Annotated in this window: 14 protein-coding genes and 1 pseudogene; 6 read left to right on the plus strand and 9 right to left on the minus strand. The window is 54.1% G+C overall.

Annotated elements, in window-relative coordinates; translation table 11 throughout:
- The first annotated feature begins 1 nt into the window (after nucleotide 1).
- Complete coding sequence (locus AC2A1E_RS11140) at nucleotides 2-463, plus strand: NfeD family protein (RefSeq protein ID WP_484383802.1); 462 nt, start codon at nucleotides 2-4, stop codon at nucleotides 461-463.
- Here AC2A1E_RS11140 and cueR read toward each other — a convergent pair.
- Nucleotides 460-861, minus strand: coding sequence for a Cu(I)-responsive transcriptional regulator (gene cueR, locus AC2A1E_RS11145; RefSeq protein ID WP_459399595.1), 402 nt, complete (start codon nucleotides 859-861; stop codon nucleotides 460-462). The two genes, AC2A1E_RS11140 and cueR, sit on opposite strands and share 4 nt — an antisense overlap.
- Nucleotides 862-981: 120 nt before the next feature.
- On the opposite strand from cueR, the pseudogene copA reads away from it, so the two are divergent.
- From copA to ybaK, 3 genes and pseudogenes are all read left to right on the plus strand, one after another.
- A pseudogene (copA, locus tag AC2A1E_RS11150) lies at nucleotides 982-3,483 on the plus strand (copper-exporting P-type ATPase CopA); the annotation flags it as partial.
- Nucleotides 3,484-3,754: 271 nt separating this feature from the next.
- Complete coding sequence (locus tag AC2A1E_RS11155; RefSeq protein WP_484383803.1) at nucleotides 3,755-4,558, plus strand: TraB/GumN family protein; 804 nt, start codon at nucleotides 3,755-3,757, stop codon at nucleotides 4,556-4,558.
- Nucleotides 4,559-4,785: 227 nt separating this feature from the next.
- Nucleotides 4,786-5,265: a Cys-tRNA(Pro)/Cys-tRNA(Cys) deacylase YbaK gene (gene ybaK, locus AC2A1E_RS11160; RefSeq protein WP_484383804.1), complete on the plus strand. Its 480-nt coding sequence runs from the start codon at nucleotides 4,786-4,788 to the stop codon at nucleotides 5,263-5,265.
- A gap of 96 nt (nucleotides 5,266-5,361) precedes the next feature.
- On the opposite strand, the gene AC2A1E_RS11165 is transcribed toward ybaK, so the two are convergent.
- Together AC2A1E_RS11165 and ushA are read right to left on the minus strand one after the other, a co-directional pair.
- The gene (locus AC2A1E_RS11165; RefSeq protein ID WP_484383805.1) at nucleotides 5,362-8,757 is read right to left on the minus strand and encodes a glycoside hydrolase family 3 protein; all 3,396 of its coding nucleotides are present in this window, start codon (nucleotides 8,755-8,757) and stop codon (nucleotides 5,362-5,364) included.
- 320 nt (nucleotides 8,758-9,077) lie between these two features.
- Nucleotides 9,078-10,730 (minus strand): bifunctional UDP-sugar hydrolase/5'-nucleotidase UshA, encoded by a 1,653-nt coding sequence (gene ushA, locus AC2A1E_RS11170; RefSeq protein WP_484383806.1) that lies wholly within the window; start codon nucleotides 10,728-10,730, stop codon nucleotides 9,078-9,080.
- Nucleotides 10,731-10,966: 236 nt separating this feature from the next.
- Here ushA and AC2A1E_RS11175 point away from each other — a divergent pair, with 236 nt between their 5' ends.
- Nucleotides 10,967-12,187: an MFS transporter gene (locus AC2A1E_RS11175; protein WP_484383807.1), complete on the plus strand. Its 1,221-nt coding sequence runs from the start codon at nucleotides 10,967-10,969 to the stop codon at nucleotides 12,185-12,187.
- Nucleotides 12,188-12,415: 228 nt separating this feature from the next.
- The gene (gene ybaL, locus AC2A1E_RS11180; protein ID WP_484383808.1) at nucleotides 12,416-14,107 is read left to right on the plus strand and encodes a YbaL family putative K(+) efflux transporter; all 1,692 of its coding nucleotides are present in this window, start codon (nucleotides 12,416-12,418) and stop codon (nucleotides 14,105-14,107) included.
- Nucleotides 14,108-14,298: 191 nt separating this feature from the next.
- Here ybaL and AC2A1E_RS11185 read toward each other — a convergent pair whose 3' ends face one another.
- From AC2A1E_RS11185 to AC2A1E_RS11210, 6 genes are all read right to left on the minus strand, one after another.
- Complete coding sequence (locus AC2A1E_RS11185) at nucleotides 14,299-15,603, minus strand: inosine/guanosine kinase (protein ID WP_484383809.1); 1,305 nt, start codon at nucleotides 15,601-15,603, stop codon at nucleotides 14,299-14,301.
- 59 nt (nucleotides 15,604-15,662) lie between these two features.
- Nucleotides 15,663-16,625: a ferrochelatase gene (gene hemH / locus AC2A1E_RS11190; RefSeq protein WP_484383810.1), complete on the minus strand. Its 963-nt coding sequence runs from the start codon at nucleotides 16,623-16,625 to the stop codon at nucleotides 15,663-15,665.
- Nucleotides 16,626-16,800: 175 nt separating this feature from the next.
- Nucleotides 16,801-17,445 (minus strand): adenylate kinase, encoded by a 645-nt coding sequence (adk, locus tag AC2A1E_RS11195; RefSeq protein WP_459399607.1) that lies wholly within the window; start codon nucleotides 17,443-17,445, stop codon nucleotides 16,801-16,803.
- A gap of 191 nt (nucleotides 17,446-17,636) precedes the next feature.
- On the minus strand, nucleotides 17,637-19,502 hold the full coding sequence (htpG, locus tag AC2A1E_RS11200) for a molecular chaperone HtpG (RefSeq protein ID WP_484383853.1): 1,866 nt from the start codon (nucleotides 19,500-19,502) through the stop codon (nucleotides 17,637-17,639).
- Nucleotides 19,503-19,777: 275 nt separating this feature from the next.
- Complete coding sequence (gene recR, locus AC2A1E_RS11205) at nucleotides 19,778-20,383, minus strand: recombination mediator RecR (RefSeq protein WP_484383811.1); 606 nt, start codon at nucleotides 20,381-20,383, stop codon at nucleotides 19,778-19,780.
- On the minus strand, nucleotides 20,383-20,712 hold the full coding sequence (locus tag AC2A1E_RS11210) for a YbaB/EbfC family nucleoid-associated protein (protein WP_037394553.1): 330 nt from the start codon (nucleotides 20,710-20,712) through the stop codon (nucleotides 20,383-20,385). The genes recR and AC2A1E_RS11210 overlap by 1 nt, the downstream gene beginning before the upstream one ends.

Consider the following 20,712-nt stretch of genomic DNA (forward strand, 5'->3'; position numbering starts at 1 on the left):
CATGGTTGAGCAGATCGCAGCGAACCCGCAATGGTTCTGGATCTCTCTCGGTGGGTTGCTGCTGGCAGCCGAAATGCTCGGTGCCAGCGGTTATCTGCTGTGGAGCGGCCTGTCGGCAGTGCTGGTCGGGATTGTCGTCTGGTTTTTGCCACAGCTCGACTGGGAGTGGCAGGGTGCCATTTTTGCCGTTATGACCATCGTCGTGGCCTATCTGTGGTGGTACTGGTTGCACCAGCGGCCTGCGGCGGCCACCAGCGGCTCGCAGGTGCTGAACCAGCGTAACCGCCAGTTGATTGGCATCCGTTCCACGTTAACCGAGCCGATGCACAACGGCATGGGCCGCATCAACATCGGCGATGGCAGTTGGCGCGCGCAGGCCAACGAAGATCTGCCGGTCGGTACCGAAGTTGAGGTCGTTGCCGTTGAAGGCGTCACGCTGGTGATCCGCGCCGTTAACCGCTAATGTTTGTGGCAGCAGCCTGCCAGATTGTTAATGATCGGGCAGTCTGCACCTTCATCCCCCGGGCACTGTTCCGCCAGCGCTAACAACCGTTGGCGCATTTCGCCCAATTCACTGATGTGCTTTTCGATCTCGGCCACTTTCTGCAGCGTACGCGCTTTAACATCGGCACTGTGGCGCGCCGGATCGTTGAACAGCGTCACCAGTTCGCGGCACTCATCAAGGTTAAACCCCACCTGCCGCGCCTGACGCAGCAGCGTCAACTCTTCAATATGCTTTGCATCGTAACTGCGGTAGCCGTTTTCCGTACGGATTGGCGCGGTGACCAAGCCTTTCTCTTCGTAAAAACGGATCGCTTTGCTGGTTAAACCGGTTTTTTTGGCAACATCACTGATATTCATTGAAGCCCCTTGACCTTACCCTTGCTGGAAGGTTTAACCTCATTCTTAATGATAATCATCAAGGCGGTCAAGCCTTAAGCAACAGCACGTTCTACGAGGAGATATATTATGTCCCAAACTACGGTCTTAACGCTGCAAGGGCTTTCCTGCATGCATTGCGTTGGCAGCGCCCGCAAGGCGCTGGAAGCGGTGCCGGGGGTGACCAGCGCCAAAGTGACGCTTGAGGCGGCCAACGTGTATGGCGATGCCAACGCAGAGCAGTTGATCGCTGCCATAGAAGATGCAGGCTTTCATGCCAGCTTGGCCGAGGGCACCAGCCACCCAAAAACTGAGCCGCTGACTGTATCTGATCCTACTCTGCCGGAAACTCAGGCAGCGGCACTTTCCTCCCTTCCGGCAACAGACGATGACAGCATACAGCTGTTGCTCAGCGGCATGAGCTGTGCAAGCTGCGTCAGCAAGGTCCAGAATGCGCTGCAAAACGTCCCCGGTGTTGAGCAGGCGCGGGTCAATCTGGCAGAACGCAGTGCGCTGATCACCGGCAGCGCGACACCTCAGGCTCTGGTCGCGGCGGTAGAAAAAGCCGGTTATGGCGCGGAGATGATCCAGGACGAAACCGAACGCCGCGCACGCCAGCAGCAAACCGCCCAAGCCAACATGAAGCGCTTCCGCTGGCAGGCGGCGCTGGGGTTAGCACTGGGGATCCCACTGATGCTGTGGGATTTGTTTGGCGGCAGCATGTCGCTGACGCCGGAAAACCAGCGGCTATGGCTGCTGGTTGGCATGATCACCCTGGCAGTAATGGTGTTTGCCGGTGGACACTTCTACCGCAACGCCTGGCGCGCGCTGCTGAACGGCAGTGCGACCATGGATACGCTGGTGGCGTTGGGCACGGGTGCTGCCTGGCTGTATTCCATCAGCGTCAATATCTGGCCCGATTTCTTCCCGATGGAAGCACGGCATCTGTATTACGAAGCCAGTGCGATCATCATCGGTTTGATTAACCTTGGCCATGCCATTGAACAGCGTGCGCGGCAGCGTTCGTCGCAGGCGCTGGAACGATTGCTCGATCTGACCCCGCCAACCGCCAGGCTGGTGACGGAAAGCGGTGAACGGAATATCCCGCTGGCCGAAGTGCAACTGGGGATGACCCTGCGCCTGACCACCGGCGATCGCATTCCGGTGGATGGCGAAATACTACAGGGCGAAGTGTGGATCGACGAAGCCATGCTGACCGGTGAAGCCGTGCCGCAGCAGAAAGGGAGCGGCGATAAGGTGCATGCCGGTACGGTAGTGGATGACGGCAGCGTGCTGTTCCGCGCGGCGGCTATCGGCAGCCAAACCACGCTGGCACGCATTATCAAACTGGTGCGTCAGGCACAGAGCAGCAAGCCGGAGATCGGCAAACTGGCAGACCGGGTCTCGGCGGTGTTCGTCCCTGCCGTCGTCGCCATCGCCCTGTTCAGCGGCGCTGTCTGGTACTTCTTTGGCCCACAGCCGCAACTGGTCTACACGCTGGTGATCGCCACCACGGTGCTGATCATCGCCTGCCCTTGTGCATTAGGGCTGGCAACGCCGATGTCGATCATCTCCGGCGTTGGCCGTGCGGCAGAGTTTGGCGTGCTGATCCGCGACGCCGATGCGCTGCAACAGGCCAGCGCGCTGGATACCCTGGTATTCGATAAAACCGGTACGCTAACGGAAGGTCAACCACGGGTGGTGGAAATCATCACCTTTAACCAAGTCACCGAACAGCAGGCATTACGCTGGGCGGCCGCGCTGGAACAAGGGGCCAACCACCCGCTGGCACGCGCCATCGTTGAACATGCTGGCGAACAAACCCTGCCGCAGGTGGAGCAGTTTCGCACGCTGCGCGGCTCCGGCGTCAGCGGCGACGTTGAAGGCGTATCATTGTTGCTGGGGAACGCTAAGCTGTTGCAGGAAAACCAGATCGCTACCACCAGCGAACTGGATGCTCAGATGCAGCAACAGGCCGAACGTGGCATCACCCCGGTGTTGCTGGCCGCCAACGGTAAACCGGCGGCGTTGATCGCCATCCGCGATCCTTTGCGCAGCGATAGCGTGAAGGCACTGCAACGCCTGCATCAGCAGGGTTATCAACTGGTGATGCTGACCGGCGACAACCCGATCACCGCCAATGCCATTGCCAAAGAAGCTGGTATCGACCGAGTAATCGCCGGCGTCTTACCTGATGGCAAGGCAGAAGCCATTAAACAGTTGCAGGCGCAGGGCCACCGCGTGGCGATGGTGGGCGACGGTATCAACGACGCCCCAGCGCTGGCACAGGCAGACGTAGGGATCGCCATGGGGGGCGGCAGCGATATCGCGATTGAAACCGCTGCCATTACCCTGATGCGCCACAGCCTGAACGGGGTTGCCGATGCGCTGGCGCTGTCAAAAGCCACCATGCGTAATATGAAGCAGAATCTGCTCGGGGCATTTATCTATAATACGCTCGGCATTCCGATCGCCGCCGGGGTGCTGTATCCGCTGACCGGTACCCTGCTCAGCCCGATGGTGGCCAGTGCAGCGATGGCGCTTTCGTCCATTACCGTAGTCACTAACGCCAACCGGCTGCTGCGCTTTACCCCTAAACAGTAACCCTGGAGCGGAGCGTGGCTTATTGCGCTTCGCTCAGACTGCTGACAAAGTCGGTTATTAGGGGGGTCGTAACGGCGTAAGCCGTTAGAGTGCCCCTCGGTGCGCTAGACCCGGGTATCTCGGGCTAGAAGACGACCTTGTCATCAACCTCAAGCGGAGCGCAACCTCACGCGCTCCGCTTCGCTTTGGGACTATTCCTTTACTGTTCAGCCTTTCTTATGTGGTGGATAGCGTTTAGCATGGGGCAAACGCTAATCTGGAGCCACGCCGTATGGGTCAACTGTTACGCCGTATCGCCGCTTTTCTCGGCATCACATCCTCGGTGGCTCATGCCTATCCGGCACTGGACATCACTCTGCCGGGCAATCGTCAGTTCCATCTGGTGGGCAGCATTCATATGGGTACGGTTAATATGTCGCCGTTGCCCGCACAGCTGATTGCTCGTTTGCAGCAGGCCGACGCACTGATCGTTGAAGCCGATATTACCGGTTCTTCCTCACCCTTTGGTCAAATCAACGAGCAAACCGCACTGGAACAACGCCTCTCCGCCGAGGAGTTTTGCCAGTTACAGACGTTGTGCCAAGAACTGGGAACCGATGTGGCAACCTTCTCTACCCTGCCTGGGTGGCAGGTTGCCCTGATGATGCAAGCGCGACAGGCGCAACAGTTGGGGTTGCGTGCCGAGTACGGTATCGATTATCAGCTGTTGCAGGCCGCCAAAGCGCAGCACAAACCGGTGATTGAACTGGAAGGAGCTGAGGAGCAATTAAGCCTGCTGGAACAACTGCCGGAAGGGGGAATGACGCTGCTGCACGATACGCTGGAACATTGGCATACCAATGCGCGGCTGCTGCAAACCATGGTGAGCTGGTGGCTGGATGCCAAGCCGAACACCACGCTGGAAACCTTGCCCTCCACCTTTAGTGTCGAGCTGTATGACGTGCTGATGCACCGCCGCAACCGCAATTGGCAGCAAAAATTGGAAGCGTTACCGCCGGGTAACTATGTGGTAGCCGTCGGTGCTCTGCACCTGTACGGCAAAGATAATCTGCCCGCTATGCTGCAATCTGGCTAAAAAAGTGGCCAATATCGCTATTGGCCAGTCAAAGAGGAATTTTTCATATTTTAGTTGTACGCATCATAACCCTGTTAGCGGTTACAATCAGCAGAGTAGCAACCCGGTGAACCTGTTGGCAACCGCCTTTACTTAGGCTCGGCACAGGTTGCTTAGCCGGTTATGCTTTTGTCATTTTATGGCCTCAAACTGCAACCTTTCCTTTTCATCGTTTAGGAAAATACCTTATGACGCCCGCAGTGGTACTGCTTGAAAAACAAAAAGTGTCCTTTACCCTTCACCCTTACCATCATGACAGCGAAGAAACCAACTTTGGCGACGAAGTGGTGAAAAAGTTGGGGTTGAATGCCGAACAGGTCTACAAAACCCTGTTGGTTGCACTTAATGGCGATAGCAAAAATCTGGCGGTGGCGGTCACGCCGGTCGCCACCCAGTTGGATTTGAAAAAGGTTGCCAAAGCGCTGGGGGCCAAAAAAGCCGAGATGGCCGACCCGGTGCAGGCACAGCGGGTGACTGGCTATCTGGTCGGTGGCATCAGCCCACTCGGGCAAAAGAAAAGGCTGCCGACGGTGATCGACAGCCAGGCACAGCAATTCACCACGATTTTCGTTTCCGGCGGCAAGCGTGGGCTAGATATTGAACTGGCCGCTAGCGATTTATGTCGTTTGCTAACCGGCAGCTTTGCGGATATCGCCAAACGGGACTGAATGGCGGATGCTGATTCGGTGATAAATGCTGAACAACGGGGATTGAGAATAGAAAACGGTGGCCGCATCGCAGCCACCGCAGTTCACAGCTTAGGGTTACTTGATAAACTTGATGTTTTTAATCTCGTACTCAAAGCCCGCTTGCGTATTCCCCCACGCAGGGAATATCGTGAAGCTCTTAAGACTCTGATCAAAGTAAGTATTACTGACTTTAGCAATCACGCTACTCATCGGGACAACAATGGTTTGCCATTCGCCTATAACCAGCTTTGATCCTGCCAGTGATTCGACAAACATATCCCCTGTGTCACCTTTGTTGCCGTCGATTTTAATCACTAACCCGGTTTGTGCAGCATCTTGCTTTTGCGCGCCTAGCGATTTAACCAAGACATCGAACTGTAAATTACCGCTGGCGAACTGTTTGAAATTCTGGGGTGCGAAATTAAAGTGCAACAGGCCTTTGTATGACTCTGGGCTATTCGCGTTATAAGCAACGCTGGTGACAGAATCCGCCGTCGTCACCATCATATGCGTGAAGCCTTGCGGTATTGGTTGCAAATTATCCGTACTGTACTGATCGCTGGTGACTATTGTCGCATTCAAGTCCGCCAGAATATCGTAGCTTGCCCCTGCTAACGGCGGTAATTCACTTTCATGGAACGTCGTACAGGGAATGGCGTCTTTAGGTAAACCCTCTGGTTGCGGCACATAACGGATGGCACCGATATCAAAGTTTATCGCTTCTGCGGTGTAGATCAGGAAAGGCGTATTCATCATCTGGTACGACATACCCGTTTCTACCATGCATTGAACGGGGATTTTAATTGTCGACCAATCGCTTGAGGGTTTAGGTAGAACATTGGCAATGTTGACTTCACCACGGCAAGGATATTCACAGTGCGTAGACAAGTTAACCAGAGCCGGATTACCCGAGTTGACGCGAATGTCAAACTCAATAGTCGCATTAGCATTCACATAGCGGCTGTAATCAGCTCCTTTACCATCAAGGGTCTGCATATAAATTTGAGCCGCCGACTTACCGACAAAACCTTCGGTTTCCCCGGTGAAATTGACGTTCAAGGCCGACTGCTGCATCCCTTGATAATCGATCCCTTTGGTGGTTAACGTACCAATGGTCGTTTCACCTTTGGTTATGTCATGTTTGGACCAACCATTAATTTCACCTGACATTGCAGCTACAAACTCGCCTTTCGCATTCTTACCGTAAATCTCCAGAGGGGAGTCAGCGACACCGGTATCAGGTGCAGATATACCGCAACCATAATCACGGGGATCCAGAGGGAGATTATTCAAATCTTTTTCAGTCGCGGCAACGTCGGTTTTACCTGCATAGTTCAGACCATAGCCGTAGGGAAAGAGCTGTTTATATTCACCGTCAAGCTCCTGCTCAATAACCTGGCCGGTGATCCCATCAACGGGAGTGATATAGCCGGCAATATTAGGCGCAGCACGGTTAATGGTGGTGGAACACTTGGTGGCTCCCCATGTATAGGATAATTTGCCTTTAAAGTCCTTATCACCGAACAGTACATCCGTAATACCCAGCCCTTCCGTTCCGGGCAACCAGGCCGCGACAAAGGCGTCAGAGTTATTGATCTCTTCGTTGACATAAAGTGGACGCCCGGAATAAAACACCGTGACCACTTTATAGCCCTGCTCTTTGAGCGATTTAATCAGTTCTGAATCTTGCCGGTATTTCGATTTCAGCGCGGCAAACTCAAGCGTTTGTGATTTTGAGATATCACCGAACATTTCAGCGTAGGGATCTTCACCAATGACGACCACCGCCACCGCTTCTGCAGGCGTGGTGGCAGCAGCCTCGGTAATCACGTTATCTGCGCCGACTACGCTTTTCATTGCCATTAACAGGGTCTGAGCGTGTGGGAAGTCTTTTTCAATGGTGTTGCCATCCCCCTGCCATGATAACGACCATCCCCCTGTTTGCTTGGTGATATCGTTGGCAGCAGACCCCACCACCAGATATTTAGCCTTTTTCTTCAGCGGCAGCGTTTGCCCTTCGTTCTTCAACAGCACCAGTGATTCAGATACCGCTTGGCGCGCGACGGCAACGTGTTCAGGGGCACTCAGGATCTCCTGCTTACCTGCTAGAGCACGTTGGCTGGGCATCGGCTTTTCCCACAGGTTTGCACGCATTTTAACGCGCAGAATACGGGTTACCGCATCATCAATACGCTCCATCGGGATAATGCCGGATTTAACCTGATCGATGACGTTCTGGTAAAATGCATGCCAATCATTGCGTGATGTCACCATGAGAACGTCGTTACCTGCGATAACGGCTTGCGGGCAATTAGCCGCAGAACAGCCGTTGATCTCACCTTGGCCATTCCAGTCGGTCACCACCAAACCATCAAAACCCATTTTGCCTTTCAGCACATCGATGATGAGATATTTTGAGCCGTGGATTTTCTGGTTCTGCATGTAACCAGAGCCAATATCTGAAGCAGAGTAATGAGGGTTATCTACCATCGGATCGTAGTTGGCCGGGTTCCACCATGAGTTAAATGAACTCATCACTACCTGTGCCCCGGCACTCAGGCCGCCGATATAGCCCATGGCATGGATATTACGCAGATATTCTTCGGTGTAGCGGTTTTGGCCGTGATCGATACCTTGCAGAGTGCCACCGTCACCCACCCAATGCTTAACGTTCGAAATCACGTTCAGCTCGCCTTTCAGGCCTTCTTCACCACCCTGAATGCCTTGCACCATGCGTTTCGCATACTCGTAAACGATCTCGGGATCTTCAGAATAACCTTCATATACACGGCCCCAGCGGTAGTCACGCGGTGTGGCAACGGTCGGGGCAAAGGTCCAGTCTAAACCGGTCGCGACAATCTCACGCGCGGTCACCTCACCGATCTTTTCAATCAGATCCGGGTCACGCGCGGCCCCCAAGCCAATGTTGTGTGGGAAAACCGTTGCCATAAACACATTGTTATGGCCGTGTACCGCATCCGTAGCCCACATAAAGGGAATTCTGAATCCGCGCCCTTCATAAGCACGCTCCAGTGCCAACCAATATTTATCCGCTTCTTTCGCCCAATCTTCAGCCGTGGCGTACTTATTATTGCTTGGAACCGCACCGCCGCCGTTCAAGATAGAACCTAACTTATATTGTTCTGCCTCTTCGGGTGTCACATCGCGTAAATCAGGCTGTATCATCTGCCCTACTTTTTCTTCCAGCGTCATCATCGCCAGGATGCGCTGAATTTCTGCCTCCATGGCAGGATCTTTTTTGATTACGCTGTTAACGTTTTCCCAGTCGGCAAAGTAAGGCAGGCTGGTACTCGGTGGTTTAATATCGCCGCCATTACTGTTGCCGCCATTACTGCTACCACCATTGTTGTTACCGCTATTATTAGTGCTATTGCTCCCGCTATTGTTGCTGTTATCCGTAATACTTTTTTCAGCAGTATCACAGCCAGCCAAGGCTAAAGAAATAAGCATGCTAATGATTACACTTTTCGTCTTTATCACAGAATCCCTCTCCGATTAGAAAAGTAAACACCTTGGAAGATTCCAAGCCTTCTAAAACATAAGCAATGTTTAACAGAGGGGAGTAAAGAATACTAAGATATATTTCACACTTCGAAATAAATGCATGACTGGGTAGATTGGGAATGGGATGGGAGCCAGAAAACCGTTCAATTTCACTTTTAACCGGAAGAAAAATTCTCCTATTATCTTAACTTTTGCTTCGCAACAGGCCCATTGTCGGCTAAGCGCAGCCTATTACCAGACCGCGCTTATTCAACCAGACAACCCCTTTACTGATAAACAATCTCACCTTTCGGTTCAAACGCCGCCGCATCCAGCGGTGAATGCTTTTCGATATATTGTTTCAGCACTTCTGCATCGATAAAACCGGTATTCACGTAGCTCGGCAGGGTAGAGATCTTCGGATAGCCATCACCGCCCAACGCGTTGAAATTCAGCGTGGCCAGGCGATAGGTTTTATCCGCCTGCAACGGTTCACCGTTGATTTTCACGTTGCTAACGCCTTTACCGTCGGCCACTAGGCTGACGTTGGCGAACTGGGCATAGGCCCCGGAATCCACCTTCATATTCGCCACCACCGCCAGATATTGCTCTATTTCACTGCCTTTCATATCGGCATACACCAGCGTATTACCAAACGGCTGTACCTTGAGCACGTTTTTATAGGTGATATCGCCCGCCTCAATAGAATCGCGCACGCCGCCACCGCTCATCACGGCGAAATCGGCGTTAGCCCTTTCGATCTGCGCCGCCAGCAGCATGCGGGCCAGGTTGGTCTGCACAAAACGCACTTTGCTGCGATCGCCTTCGAGTTTGCCGTTAACGCTGCCGATCTTCACCCCCAACTGCGCTTGGCCTTTTTCCTGGAACGGTGTCAACAGCTTCATCATGCCCGGATCTTCGGCAATCGCCTGGGTGTAATAGACGCGTTCGCTGCTGCCATCGGCCTTCTCGACTTTCTTCTTCAGGTTGACCGGGATCAGTTGGTAATGCACCAGCTTCAATTCACCGTTGCGGAACTGGAAATCAGCACGGCCAACGTACTTGCCCCATTCATACGCCTGCACGATCCAGGTGCCGTTCTGGCGATCCGGTGCGCATGGCGTTCCTGGCACATAATCTACCTGTTTGTGGTTCTCACTGGCCATACAGACCGGGTCCTGTGAATGGCCCCCGACAATCATATCGAGATAGCCCGCAGGCAGGCTGCGCGCCATTTCCACATCGCCCGGTGCGTTAGAACCATGATTGCCGTCATCGTAATGGCCCATATGGGTGGCAGCGATAATCACGTCAGGCTTTTCATCCTTACGTAACTGTTCAACCACCTGTTTGGCTTCCTGCGCCGGAACGCGGAATTCGATGTCGGTGAAATACTCCGGGTTACCAATCTTGGCGGTGTCATCGGTGGTCAGGCCGATCACTGCAATCTTGATCCCTTGCTTGTCGAACAGCGCGTAAGGCTTGAATAAACGCTGTTGGGTGCTTTTCTGATAGATATTGGCCGACAGCAGCGGGAAAGCGGCCCACTTTTCCTGCTGGCGCAACACGCTGAGCGGGTTGTCAAACTCGTGGTTGCCGATCGCCATCGCGTCGTAACCAATCAGCGTCATACCGCGAAAATCAGGTTCTGCGTCCTGCAAATCAGATTCCGGCACGCCGGTATTGATATCGCCCCCGGACAACAGCAGCACGCTGCCCCCTTTGGCTGCCACTTCCTGGCGGATGCTGTCCACCAGCGTTTTCTGCGCGCCTAAGCCGTACTCACCGTGATCGTTTTGCCAGAAATGGCCATGGTGATCGTTGGTGTGCAGGATGGTGATGTCGTAGGTTTTATCCTTTTCCCAGGCACTGGCGGTTCCTGAAAGCAAAGTCAGGGACACGGCCAACGCACATGCGGTGGTTTTTAGCGAAAAACGCATGGCGGATCTCCATTGCTGATAACAGGTATTGTTGATGTGTGCTGAAGTGTAACGCGAATTAGCAGCAAGCAATTTCAAATTTTTGTGACATAGGCTGAATTATGCCGGATAGGCTAAAAGCTGCTCAGCATCGGGATATCATCACGGCGGAATAACATGTAAGCAACAATATTTCACGTGCAAGATAAAGGGTATAAGATGACGACTTTGCATCCACTTACCAGGCTAATAATAATATGACTGACCGTAGCGAAGCCGCCCTGCCATCAGCCAAAGGCAATGCGGTTAAGAGCACCGTTTTCCCGATTCTCGGTGCTATCAGCGTTTCTCACCTGCTTAACGACATGATTCAATCGCTGATCCTGGCGATTTACCCGATCCTGCGCGCCGATTTCAACCTCAGCTTTGTGCAAATCGGTATGATCACTCTCACCTATCAGCTCACGGCATCGCTGCTGCAACCGCTGATTGGCTACTACACCGACAAACATCCGCAGCCTTATTCGCTGCCCGTCGGCATGGGTTTTACCCTTTCCGGCTTATTGCTGCTTTCGGTTGCCAACACCTTCCCGCTGGTGCTGCTGGCGGCGGCATTGGTGGGCACCGGTTCCTCGGTTTTCCACCCGGAATCCTCCAGGGTAGCGCGTATGGCCTCCGGTGGGCGGCACGGCCTGGCGCAATCACTGTTCCAGGTGGGTGGCAACTTCGGCAGTTCGCTCGGCCCGTTGCTGGCGGCTCTGGTGATCGCGCCCTATGGCAAAGGCAATGTGGCCTGGTTCTCGCTCGCGGCGCTGCTGGCTATTGTGGTGCTGTTGCAGGTCAGCAAATGGTATCAACAGCAACATCGGGCCGCTCAGAGCAGGCCCAAACCGCCTGCACAAGGGTTACCGCTGCCAAAACGTACCGTGGTGTTCTCGCTCGGCATTCTGCTGATCCTGATTTTCTCCAAATACTTCTATCTCACCAGCATCAGCAGCTATTACACCTTTTATCTGATGCATAAGTTCGGCGTTTCGATACAGAATGCACAACTTCATCTGTTTGCCTTTCTGTTTGCCGTAGCCGCCGGAACCTTGATCGGTGGGCCTTTGGGGGATAAGTTCGGGCGAAAGTATGTTATTTGGGGCTCTATCCTTGGTGTCGCGCCATTTACCCTGGCTTTACCCTATGCATCTCTTTACTGGACCGGCATTTTGACGGTGATTATTGGGCTTATTCTAGCCTCGGCATTTTCCGCCATTCTGGTGTACGCACAGGATCTTATTCCGGGCAAAGTGGGCATGGTTTCCGGGCTATTCTTCGGTTTTGCTTTCGGTATGGGCGGTTTAGGTGCGGCCGTTCTTGGCTATATTGCCGATTTGACCAGCATCGAGCTGGTCTATCAAATCTGTGCTTTCTTGCCGTTAATCGGGATTATTACCGCATTACTGCCAAATGTAGATCATAAGCGTCACTAATCCCATTATGACCCGATTGAATGAATTTATTCATTCGGGTTATTCCCTCTTTAAACCCACATTATTTGCCTTATCAGACCTTAAATCACCTGGTTGGTGTTAAAACAGTGAAATTCTCTGCTTTTTTACATAAATGATAAAATTAGCTAAACACGAATAAGGCAAATGCAATAAACTCAATGGCTCTTTGCGCAAAATGAATGCAATTTACCACTAGAAGGAGTCTGGATGCACAACTCAACACCCTTGATCACCACGATTGTCGGAGGATTAGTACTCGCTTTCCTCTTTGGTATGCTGGCAAACCGCCTGCGCATCTCTCCTCTGGTAGGGTATCTGGCCGCAGGCGTCCTCGCTGGCCCGTTTACCCCAGGTTTTGTTGCCGATACCTCTCTGGCACCTGAACTGGCAGAAATCGGTGTGATCCTTCTGATGTTCGGTGTTGGCCTCCACTTCTCTCTTAAAGATCTTCTTGCCGTAAAATCTATCGCGATACCCGGTGCCATCGCGCAGATTACCGTCGCCACCTTGTTGGGCATGGGCCTGTCGAAATTAATGGGTTGGGATCTGGTTTCCGGCCTGGTATTCGGTCTGTGTTTGTCGACCGCCAGTACCGTGGTGCTGCTGCGGGCGCTGGAAGAGCGGCAACTGATTGACAGCCAGCGCGGGCAAATCGCTATCGGTTGGCTGATCGTCGAAGATTTAGCCATGGTGTTGGCACTGGTTCTGCTGCCCGCCTTCGCCAACATGATCAGCAGTGAGAATACCAGCTCCACGCAGTTGCTGACCGAACTGGCCATCACCATTGGTAAAGTGATCGCCTTTATCGCACTGATGATCGTGATTGGTCGCCGTTTGGTTCCGTGGATCCTGGCTAAAACCGCCAGTACCGGTTCACGCGAGTTGTTTACACTGGCGGTGCTGGCGTTGGCCTTGGGGATTGCTTACGGCGCCGTTGGCCTGTTTGATGTCTCATTTGCACTGGGTGCTTTCTTTGCAGGCATGGTGCTGAACGAATCAGAACTGAGCCACCGTGCGGCGCACGATACGCTGCCGCTGCGCGACGCCTTTGCGGTGCTGTTTTTTGTCTCCGTCGGGATGCTGTTTGATCCAATGATTCTGCTCCACGAACCCTTGGCGGTGCTGGCCACGCTGGCGATTATCGTGTTTGGTAAATCACTGGCGGCATTCCTGCTGGTAAAAATGTTCGGCCACTCCAAGCGCACCGCGCTGACGATTTCCGCCAGTCTGGCGCAGATCGGCGAGTTTGCCTTCATTCTTGCCGGGTTGGGGATGACCCTCGGCCTGATGGATCAGCACAGCCGTAATCTGGTGCTGGCCGGGGCGATTCTGTCGATTATGCTCAATCCGCTGCTGTTTACCTTGCTGGAGCGCTATCTGGCAAAAACCGAAACCATAGAAGATCAGACCCTGGAAGAGGCGGTAGAAGAAGAGAAACAGATCCCGGTGGATATGTGTAACCATGCGCTGATCGTCGGTTCTGGCAGCGTTGGCAGCCTGCTGGGGGCCAAACTCGCAAGAGCCGGTATTCCACTGGTGGTGGTTGAAAACTCACGCACGCGGGTTGAGGCGTTGCGTGAACAGGGTGTCAAAGTGGTACTGGGTAATGCGGCCAATCCAGAAGTGATGGATCTGGCACGCCTGGACTGCGCACGTTGGCTGCTGTTGACCATTCCAAACAGTTACGAAGCGGGTGAGATCGTGGCCTCTGCACGCGCCAAACGGCCAAATATCGAGATCATTGTCCGTGCTCACTATGATGACGAAATCTCGTACCTCTCTGAACATGGGGCAGATCAGATAGTGATGGGTGAGCGTGAGATTGCCAACAGCATGCTAAATAGCCTCAAGCTTGAGACGCTGTCGGAAGAAGAGAAAATGGGCGCTTGCCCAATCTGATACCGATAAGCCCACAGGAGCGCCAGACTGCTGACAAAGCCAGATATTAGGGAGAGCGTGCCGAAGGGGTCGTAGCGGCGTAAGCCGCCGGAGCGCCCCTCGGTGCGCTAGGCCCGAGTATCTCGGGCTTAAAAACCACGTTGTCATCAACCCCACAGGAGCGCCAGAACGGCGCTCCTGCTATTTCCCTTTTATCTTTCCCAGTAAGACTCTTCCAGGCTGTCTTCCCGCTCAGGCAAGCCGCGCGTCAGGCGCGGTGAATGCTGATTGAGCACCTGATAGCTGACGCGGTTGGCATATTTACACACCTGCGCCAAAGACGAATAGGTCAGGTAGTTACGCACGTGCTTGCTGGAGTTCGGCACGTTGTTGCGGTGATAACCGTTGGCCGCAATATCATGCAGCAAGGCCGACAGGGCCGCGTCGCCAGCACCGTTGGTATTCATGATTTTTTCCGGGCCGCCCATATAAGGCGCTATATGCGAATAGATGCGCCACGGGTTTTCGCAGTTTGCACGGCGCATGCCACGGCTGAATTCGTAGCGGTTGAACTCGGCAATCTGGCCCGGCAGCAGCGGATGCTGGGTTTCACGCTTGTTCGCTTCCTCGGTATAGCCTGCCATATACAGGCCGCTCGGCCCGGCGGTACACAGCACCAGATCCACCCAATCCAACGCCATATCCGCCGCCATTAGCGGATCGCTAAGCCCGGTCAACTCCAGGGCTTCGTCCTCGTTCATCGCCAGAATGGAGACGTGCTCATTGAGGAAATCGCGCCACCACTGCGGGTTGTCGGCAATCACATATTTGGTGCCCAGCGTCAGCACCACCGGCACATCGTGCTTTTTGGCATATTCAATCGCCTGCATGGCGGCGGCAGGCATCGGTTCACCCGGCTTGCAGCGCACCAGATAAGAGGTCAGCACCAACGCCGAAGCCCCGGCAATCACCTCTTCAGGAATACTCTCCGGGCGCAACTGGTTCATTTGCCCTGGGCTGATGGCGAAGGTGCGCTCACCGCTTTCCGTGATCAGCGTAAAACAGCGGCCAATCGCATTATCCACCGCTTGCAGGTAGTTGAGATCGGTACGGCTGGAGGTGTTACACAGATAACGGTAGGCATAGCTGCCAATCTTGATATTGCTGCACATCACGCCGAGCAGGATCGAACGATCGTCCGCCAACACCGAATAATTGTGCAAGGTATTGCCGATCGTCCCACCGGCAAACTGATGAGTGATCAGGTTGTTGTCTAGCAGTTCCTGATATAAGGCTTCGGCAACGTCATCTTCAATCACCAGTGAATGGCCAAGACTCAGTCCATAGCGTGCAACAAACGCATCGTCCACTTTCGCTTCGATATCCACCAGCGTCTGATCGATGCCGACGATATAAGAGGTGCCGATTTCATTTTCTGGCTGCGCCTGCTGCAATAACGGATCGCGAGCGTTAACCGGGAAATAGTGTTTGGATTTACGTTTACCAGGAAATTTCATGTGATTGACAGAAGTGACTGTGAACAGGCAGGAATATTAACATATTCCTGCCTCATAGATTAAAACCGCTGTGCCACCAGTTGCTGCATCATATCGATATGCGCCGAGTCATCATTAAGCGCAGAGATGTATTCGAACTTTTCACCGCCAGCTTCGAGGAAGATCTCACGGTTCTGCTCTTTGATCTCTTCTAGCGTTTCCAGGCAGTCTGCCGAGAAACCGGGGCAAATCAGTTGAATGTGCTTCACACCCTGAGCTGGCAAACCTTTTAGGGTTTCATCGGTGTAAGGGGTTAACCACGGCTCGCGGCCAAAGCGCGACTGGTAGGTCAGCATCACCCGATCCGCCGCCAACGGCAGCGTGGCCGCCAGCGCTCGGTAGGTGTCTTCACAACGCTGCGGATAATCATCCCCTAAACGAGCATAACGCTTGGGAATGCCGTGGAATGACATAATCAGGCGATCGGGCTGGCCGTGCTCGGCCAAAGAACGCTCGACGCTTTGCTGTAATGCAGCAATATAGGCAGGATGTTCGGCGTAATCGCGGATAAAACCGATCGATGGCAGACAGCGATAACCTTTGAGCACCCGCGCAACGCCATCCCACACCGCCGCGCTGGTCGAGCAGGAGTATTGCGGATAAAGCGGCAGCACCACCAGATTGGTCACGCCCTGCGCCAGCAGATTGTCGATCGCCTGCGCCAGGCTCGGTGAGCCGTAGCTCATCCCCAGTTCTACCGGCGTGTTCGGCATGCGTGCCGCCAACGCCTGCTGCTGACGGCGGCTGTAAACCAACAACGGTGAGCCTTCGTCCATCCATACCGACTGGTACAACTTAGCCACGCGCGGCGAGCGCAGCGGCAAAATGACCCCGTTCAGAATCGGCCACCAGAGCAGCGGTGACAGATCGACCACGCGGCCATCGCTAAGGAACTCTTTCAGATAGCGTTTGACCGCTCGCGGGGTTGGGGCATCGGGCGTGCCCAAGTTCACCAGCAATACCCCGTGTTTTTCTTGCTTCATTACAGTTCCCTTTTCCGGCCTGGCTAATAATCTGTAATTAACCATTGATTAATGGCGTCTATTGTAGCGGAAAAGCGCTGGGCCGGAACCGATATCAACCAGAGGTATTCCCCTTAGAACGTGCAAAAAAAACGCCGAGCGTCAGGCCCAGCGTTCTTAACGGCAATCAAACCGATTAGCCCAGAATGTTCGCCAGTTCAGCGCTCACTTCGGTCACTTTACGTGTGCCATCGATTTTGTGGTAAGCAGTATTGCCCGCATCAGCTTCTTGATGATAGTAAGACACCAGCGGCGCGGTCATCTGATGGTATTCCACCAAACGCTTACGCACGGTCTCTTCCTGATCGTCTTTACGGGTGGTCAGTTCTTCGCCCGTGGCATCGTCCTTGCCTTCCACCTGCGGCGGATTGAATTTAATGTGATACACGCGGCCAGATGGCGCATGCACGCGGCGACCAACGATACGATCAACGATCAGCTCGTCCGGTACGTCGAACTCCAGCACGTAATCCACTTTGATGCCGGCTTCTTTCATCGCGTCTGCCTGTGGAATGGTGCGCGGGAAACCGTCCAGCAGGAAACCGTTACGGCAATCTTCCTGAGTGATGCGCTCTTTAACCAGCGCAATCACCAGTTCATCGGTAACCAACTTGCCGGCGTCCATGATTTCTTTCGCCTGTTTGCCCAGTTCAGAGCCGGCTTTCACGGCTGCGCGCAACATATCACCGGTGGAAATCTGCGGAATACCGTATTTCTCCATGATGAATTGAGCCTGAGTACCTTTACCTGCGCCCGGAGCGCCCAGCAGTATGATACGCATTGCGTAAATCCCCTTGCTATGTAGTTTTTATAAAATTGCGAAAACACTCAACCATACCATTTACAAGGGTGCTGGCTCAAGGTAGCGAGAGGAGATCGAGGGTGGAAAAACGCGGCTGAAACGAGGCAAGAGAGAAAGAGAAGAAAAAAATACGCCCCTAACCGCTAGGTTAAGGGCGCAGGTGTTATCAATTACGCAGACAACAACTTGTTCATCCGGCGGATAAACTGGTTTGGATCTTCCAGCGTACCGCGCTCTGCCAGCAGGGCCTGATCCAGCAGCAGATCGACCCATTCAGCAAATTGCTCGTTATCGCCCACGTCAGAGGCGCGCTTGACCAGCGCATGCTCCGGGTTCAGCTCAAAGATATACTTCACTTCCGGTGCTGCCTGGCCCGCTGCGGCGAACAGTTTCGCCATCTGGGTGCTCATTTCATCGGCATCGGTGGTGACGATGGCCGGAGTATCGGTCAGGCGATGCGTCAAACGCACGTCTTTCACCCGCTCACCCAGCAACGTTTTCACCCGCTCGATAAACGGCTCAAGCTGCTTCTCGGCTTCTTTCTGCTCTGCGGTTTCATCCGCCAGTTTATCCAGCGCTTCATCCGCTTTGCTGACCGACTGGAACACTTTACCGTCGAATTCGGTCAGGTAGCTCATCATCCACTCGTCGATGCGATCGGAGAGCAGCAGCACTTCAATACCTTTCTTGCGGAACAGCTCCAGGTGCGGGCTGCTCTTGGCGGCGGCGTAGCTGTCGGCGGTGATGTAGTAGATCTTGTCCTGGCCTTCGGTCATGCGGCCGACATACTCTTCCAGCGAGACGCTTTGCGCCGAACTGTCGTTATGAGTTGTGGCAAAGCGCAGCAGCTTGGCGATGGCTTCTTTATTGCTGCCATCTTCTGCCGGGCCCTCTTTCAGCACCAGACCGAACTGCTGCCAGAACTTCTGGTAGCCTTCCGCATCGTCTTTCGCCAGCTTGTCCAGCATCTGCAATACGCGTTTGGTTAACGCGCCGCGCAGGCTTTGAGTTACGCGGTTATCCTGCAAAATTTCGCGGGAAACGTTCAGCGGCAGATCGTTGGAATCGATCAGGCCACGCACGAAACGCAGGTAGTTCGGCATGAACTGCTCGGCGTCATCCATGATGAACACGCGCTGTACGTACAGCTTCAGGCCGTGCTTGTGATCGCGATTCCACATGTCCCACGGCGCCTGCGCCGGGATGTACAGCAGGCTGGTGTACTCCTGCTTGCCTTCCACACGGTTGTGGCTCCAGCTCAGCGGATCGGTGAAATCATGGGAAATGTGCTTGTAGAACTCTTTGTACTCTTCGTCGGTAACGTCTGATTTGCTGCGAGTCCACAGGGCCTGCGCCTTGTTGATCTTCTCCCAGGTGACGGTATCGTCTTCTTCATTCTTGGTTTCGATCTCTACCGGCAGCGCGATGTGATCGGAGTATTTACCGATCACCGAACGCAGACGCCAGCCGTCGAGATATTCATCTTCACCTTCGCGCAGGTGCAGGGTAATTTCGGTACCGCGATCGGCTTTGCTGATATCGGCGATGGTGTAATCACCTTCACCCGCAGACTCCCAGAACACGCCCTCATCGGCCGCGGCACCGGCCGCGCGGGTGCGCACGGTGACTTTATCCGCCACGATGAACGCCGAATAGAAACCGACGCCGAACTGGCCGATCAACTGGCTGTCTTTCGCCTGATCGGAACCGATCGACTCCAGGAACGCTTTAGTGCCAGATTTGGCAATAGTTCCCAAGTTTTCAATCACTTCTTCGCGGTTCATCCCAATGCCGTTATCGACAATGGTCAACGTGCGCTTTTCTTTGTCGAAGGAGAGACGCACGCGCAGCTCGCCATCACCCTCATACAGATCCGGGGTGGAAAGTGCGCGGAAACGCAGCTTGTCGGCGGCGTCGGAAGCGTTGGAGATCAGCTCTCGCAGGAAAATTTCTTTATTGGAGTACAGCGAATGAATCATCAAATGCAGTAGCTGTTTTACTTCAGACTGGAACCCACGGGTTTCTTGACCTTTCATACTCATTGATTACCTCAATAGCCGATAATTTTATACCCAATGAATTTCAAGTTGTGGCTAGGCGACTAACTCGTGAGTCCCCAGGAGCTTAGAACAACTAAGTGACTGGGGCGAACGAGTGCAGTCAACAACGCCACGGCTTGAAAGGCGAAGGGTATATGACCAAATTAGAACAATGAAGGTAAAGTGGGGTCAACCCTGAGGTTTTTCAAGCGACTGGCGGGGGAATTTTTGCGAAACGATGACGGGGCAGCAGCCTGCCCCGCAGAAAAACATCAGAACTTGATCGCGTGGCGACCGACCAGGGAATGCGACAGCGTAGTGCCATCAACCATCTCCAGCTCACCGCCCACCGGCACGCCGTGGGCAATGCGGCTGGCCAGAATGCCATATTGGCCGCACATTTCGGCGATGTAGTTCGCCGTGGCATCCCCTTCCACCGTCGGGTTGGTGGCGAGGATCACTTCGGTAATGCTTTCCTTTTCCAGCCGTTGCTCCAGCCGATCCAGGCCGATATCGCCAGGCCCGATCCCGTCCATCGGCGACAGATGGCCCATCAGCACAAAGTAGCGCCCGGCGAACTGCCCGGTCTGCTCAATGGCATGGATATCCGCGGGGCTTTCCACCACGCAGATCTGGCCGTTTTGCTGCCGACGCGGATTGTTGCAGATGGTACAGGTATCCTGCTCGGTAAAGGTGCGGCAATCGGCGCAGTGGCCAATCTCCGACATCGCACGGGTCAACGCCTGCGCCAGGCGCATACCGCCGCTGCGATCGCGCTGCAACAGCTGAAACGCCATGCGCTGCGCTGACTTCGGGCCAACGCCCGGCAGGCAGCGCAATGCCTCCATCAATGATTCAAGCAGCGGGCTGGTTTGCATCAGAACGGCATCTTAAAGCCAGGTGGCAACTGCATACCGTTAGAAACGGACGCCATCTTCTCTTTCTGGGTTTCTTCGATGCGGCGCGCCGCGTCGTTGAACGCCGCAGCGATCAGATCTTCCAGCATCTCTTTATCGTCTTCCATCAGGCTTTGATCGATTTCCACGCGGCGGCAGTTGTGTGCGCCGTTGATGGTCACTTTCACCAGGCCAGCGCCGGATTCGCCCGTCACTTCCAATTTGGCGACTTCTTCCTGCATCTGCTGCATTTTTTCTTGCATTTGCTGGGCTTGCTTCATCAGGTTACCCAGACCGCCTTTACCAAACAT

The organism is Serratia sp. HNCC26DJ206 (assembly GCF_057180605.1).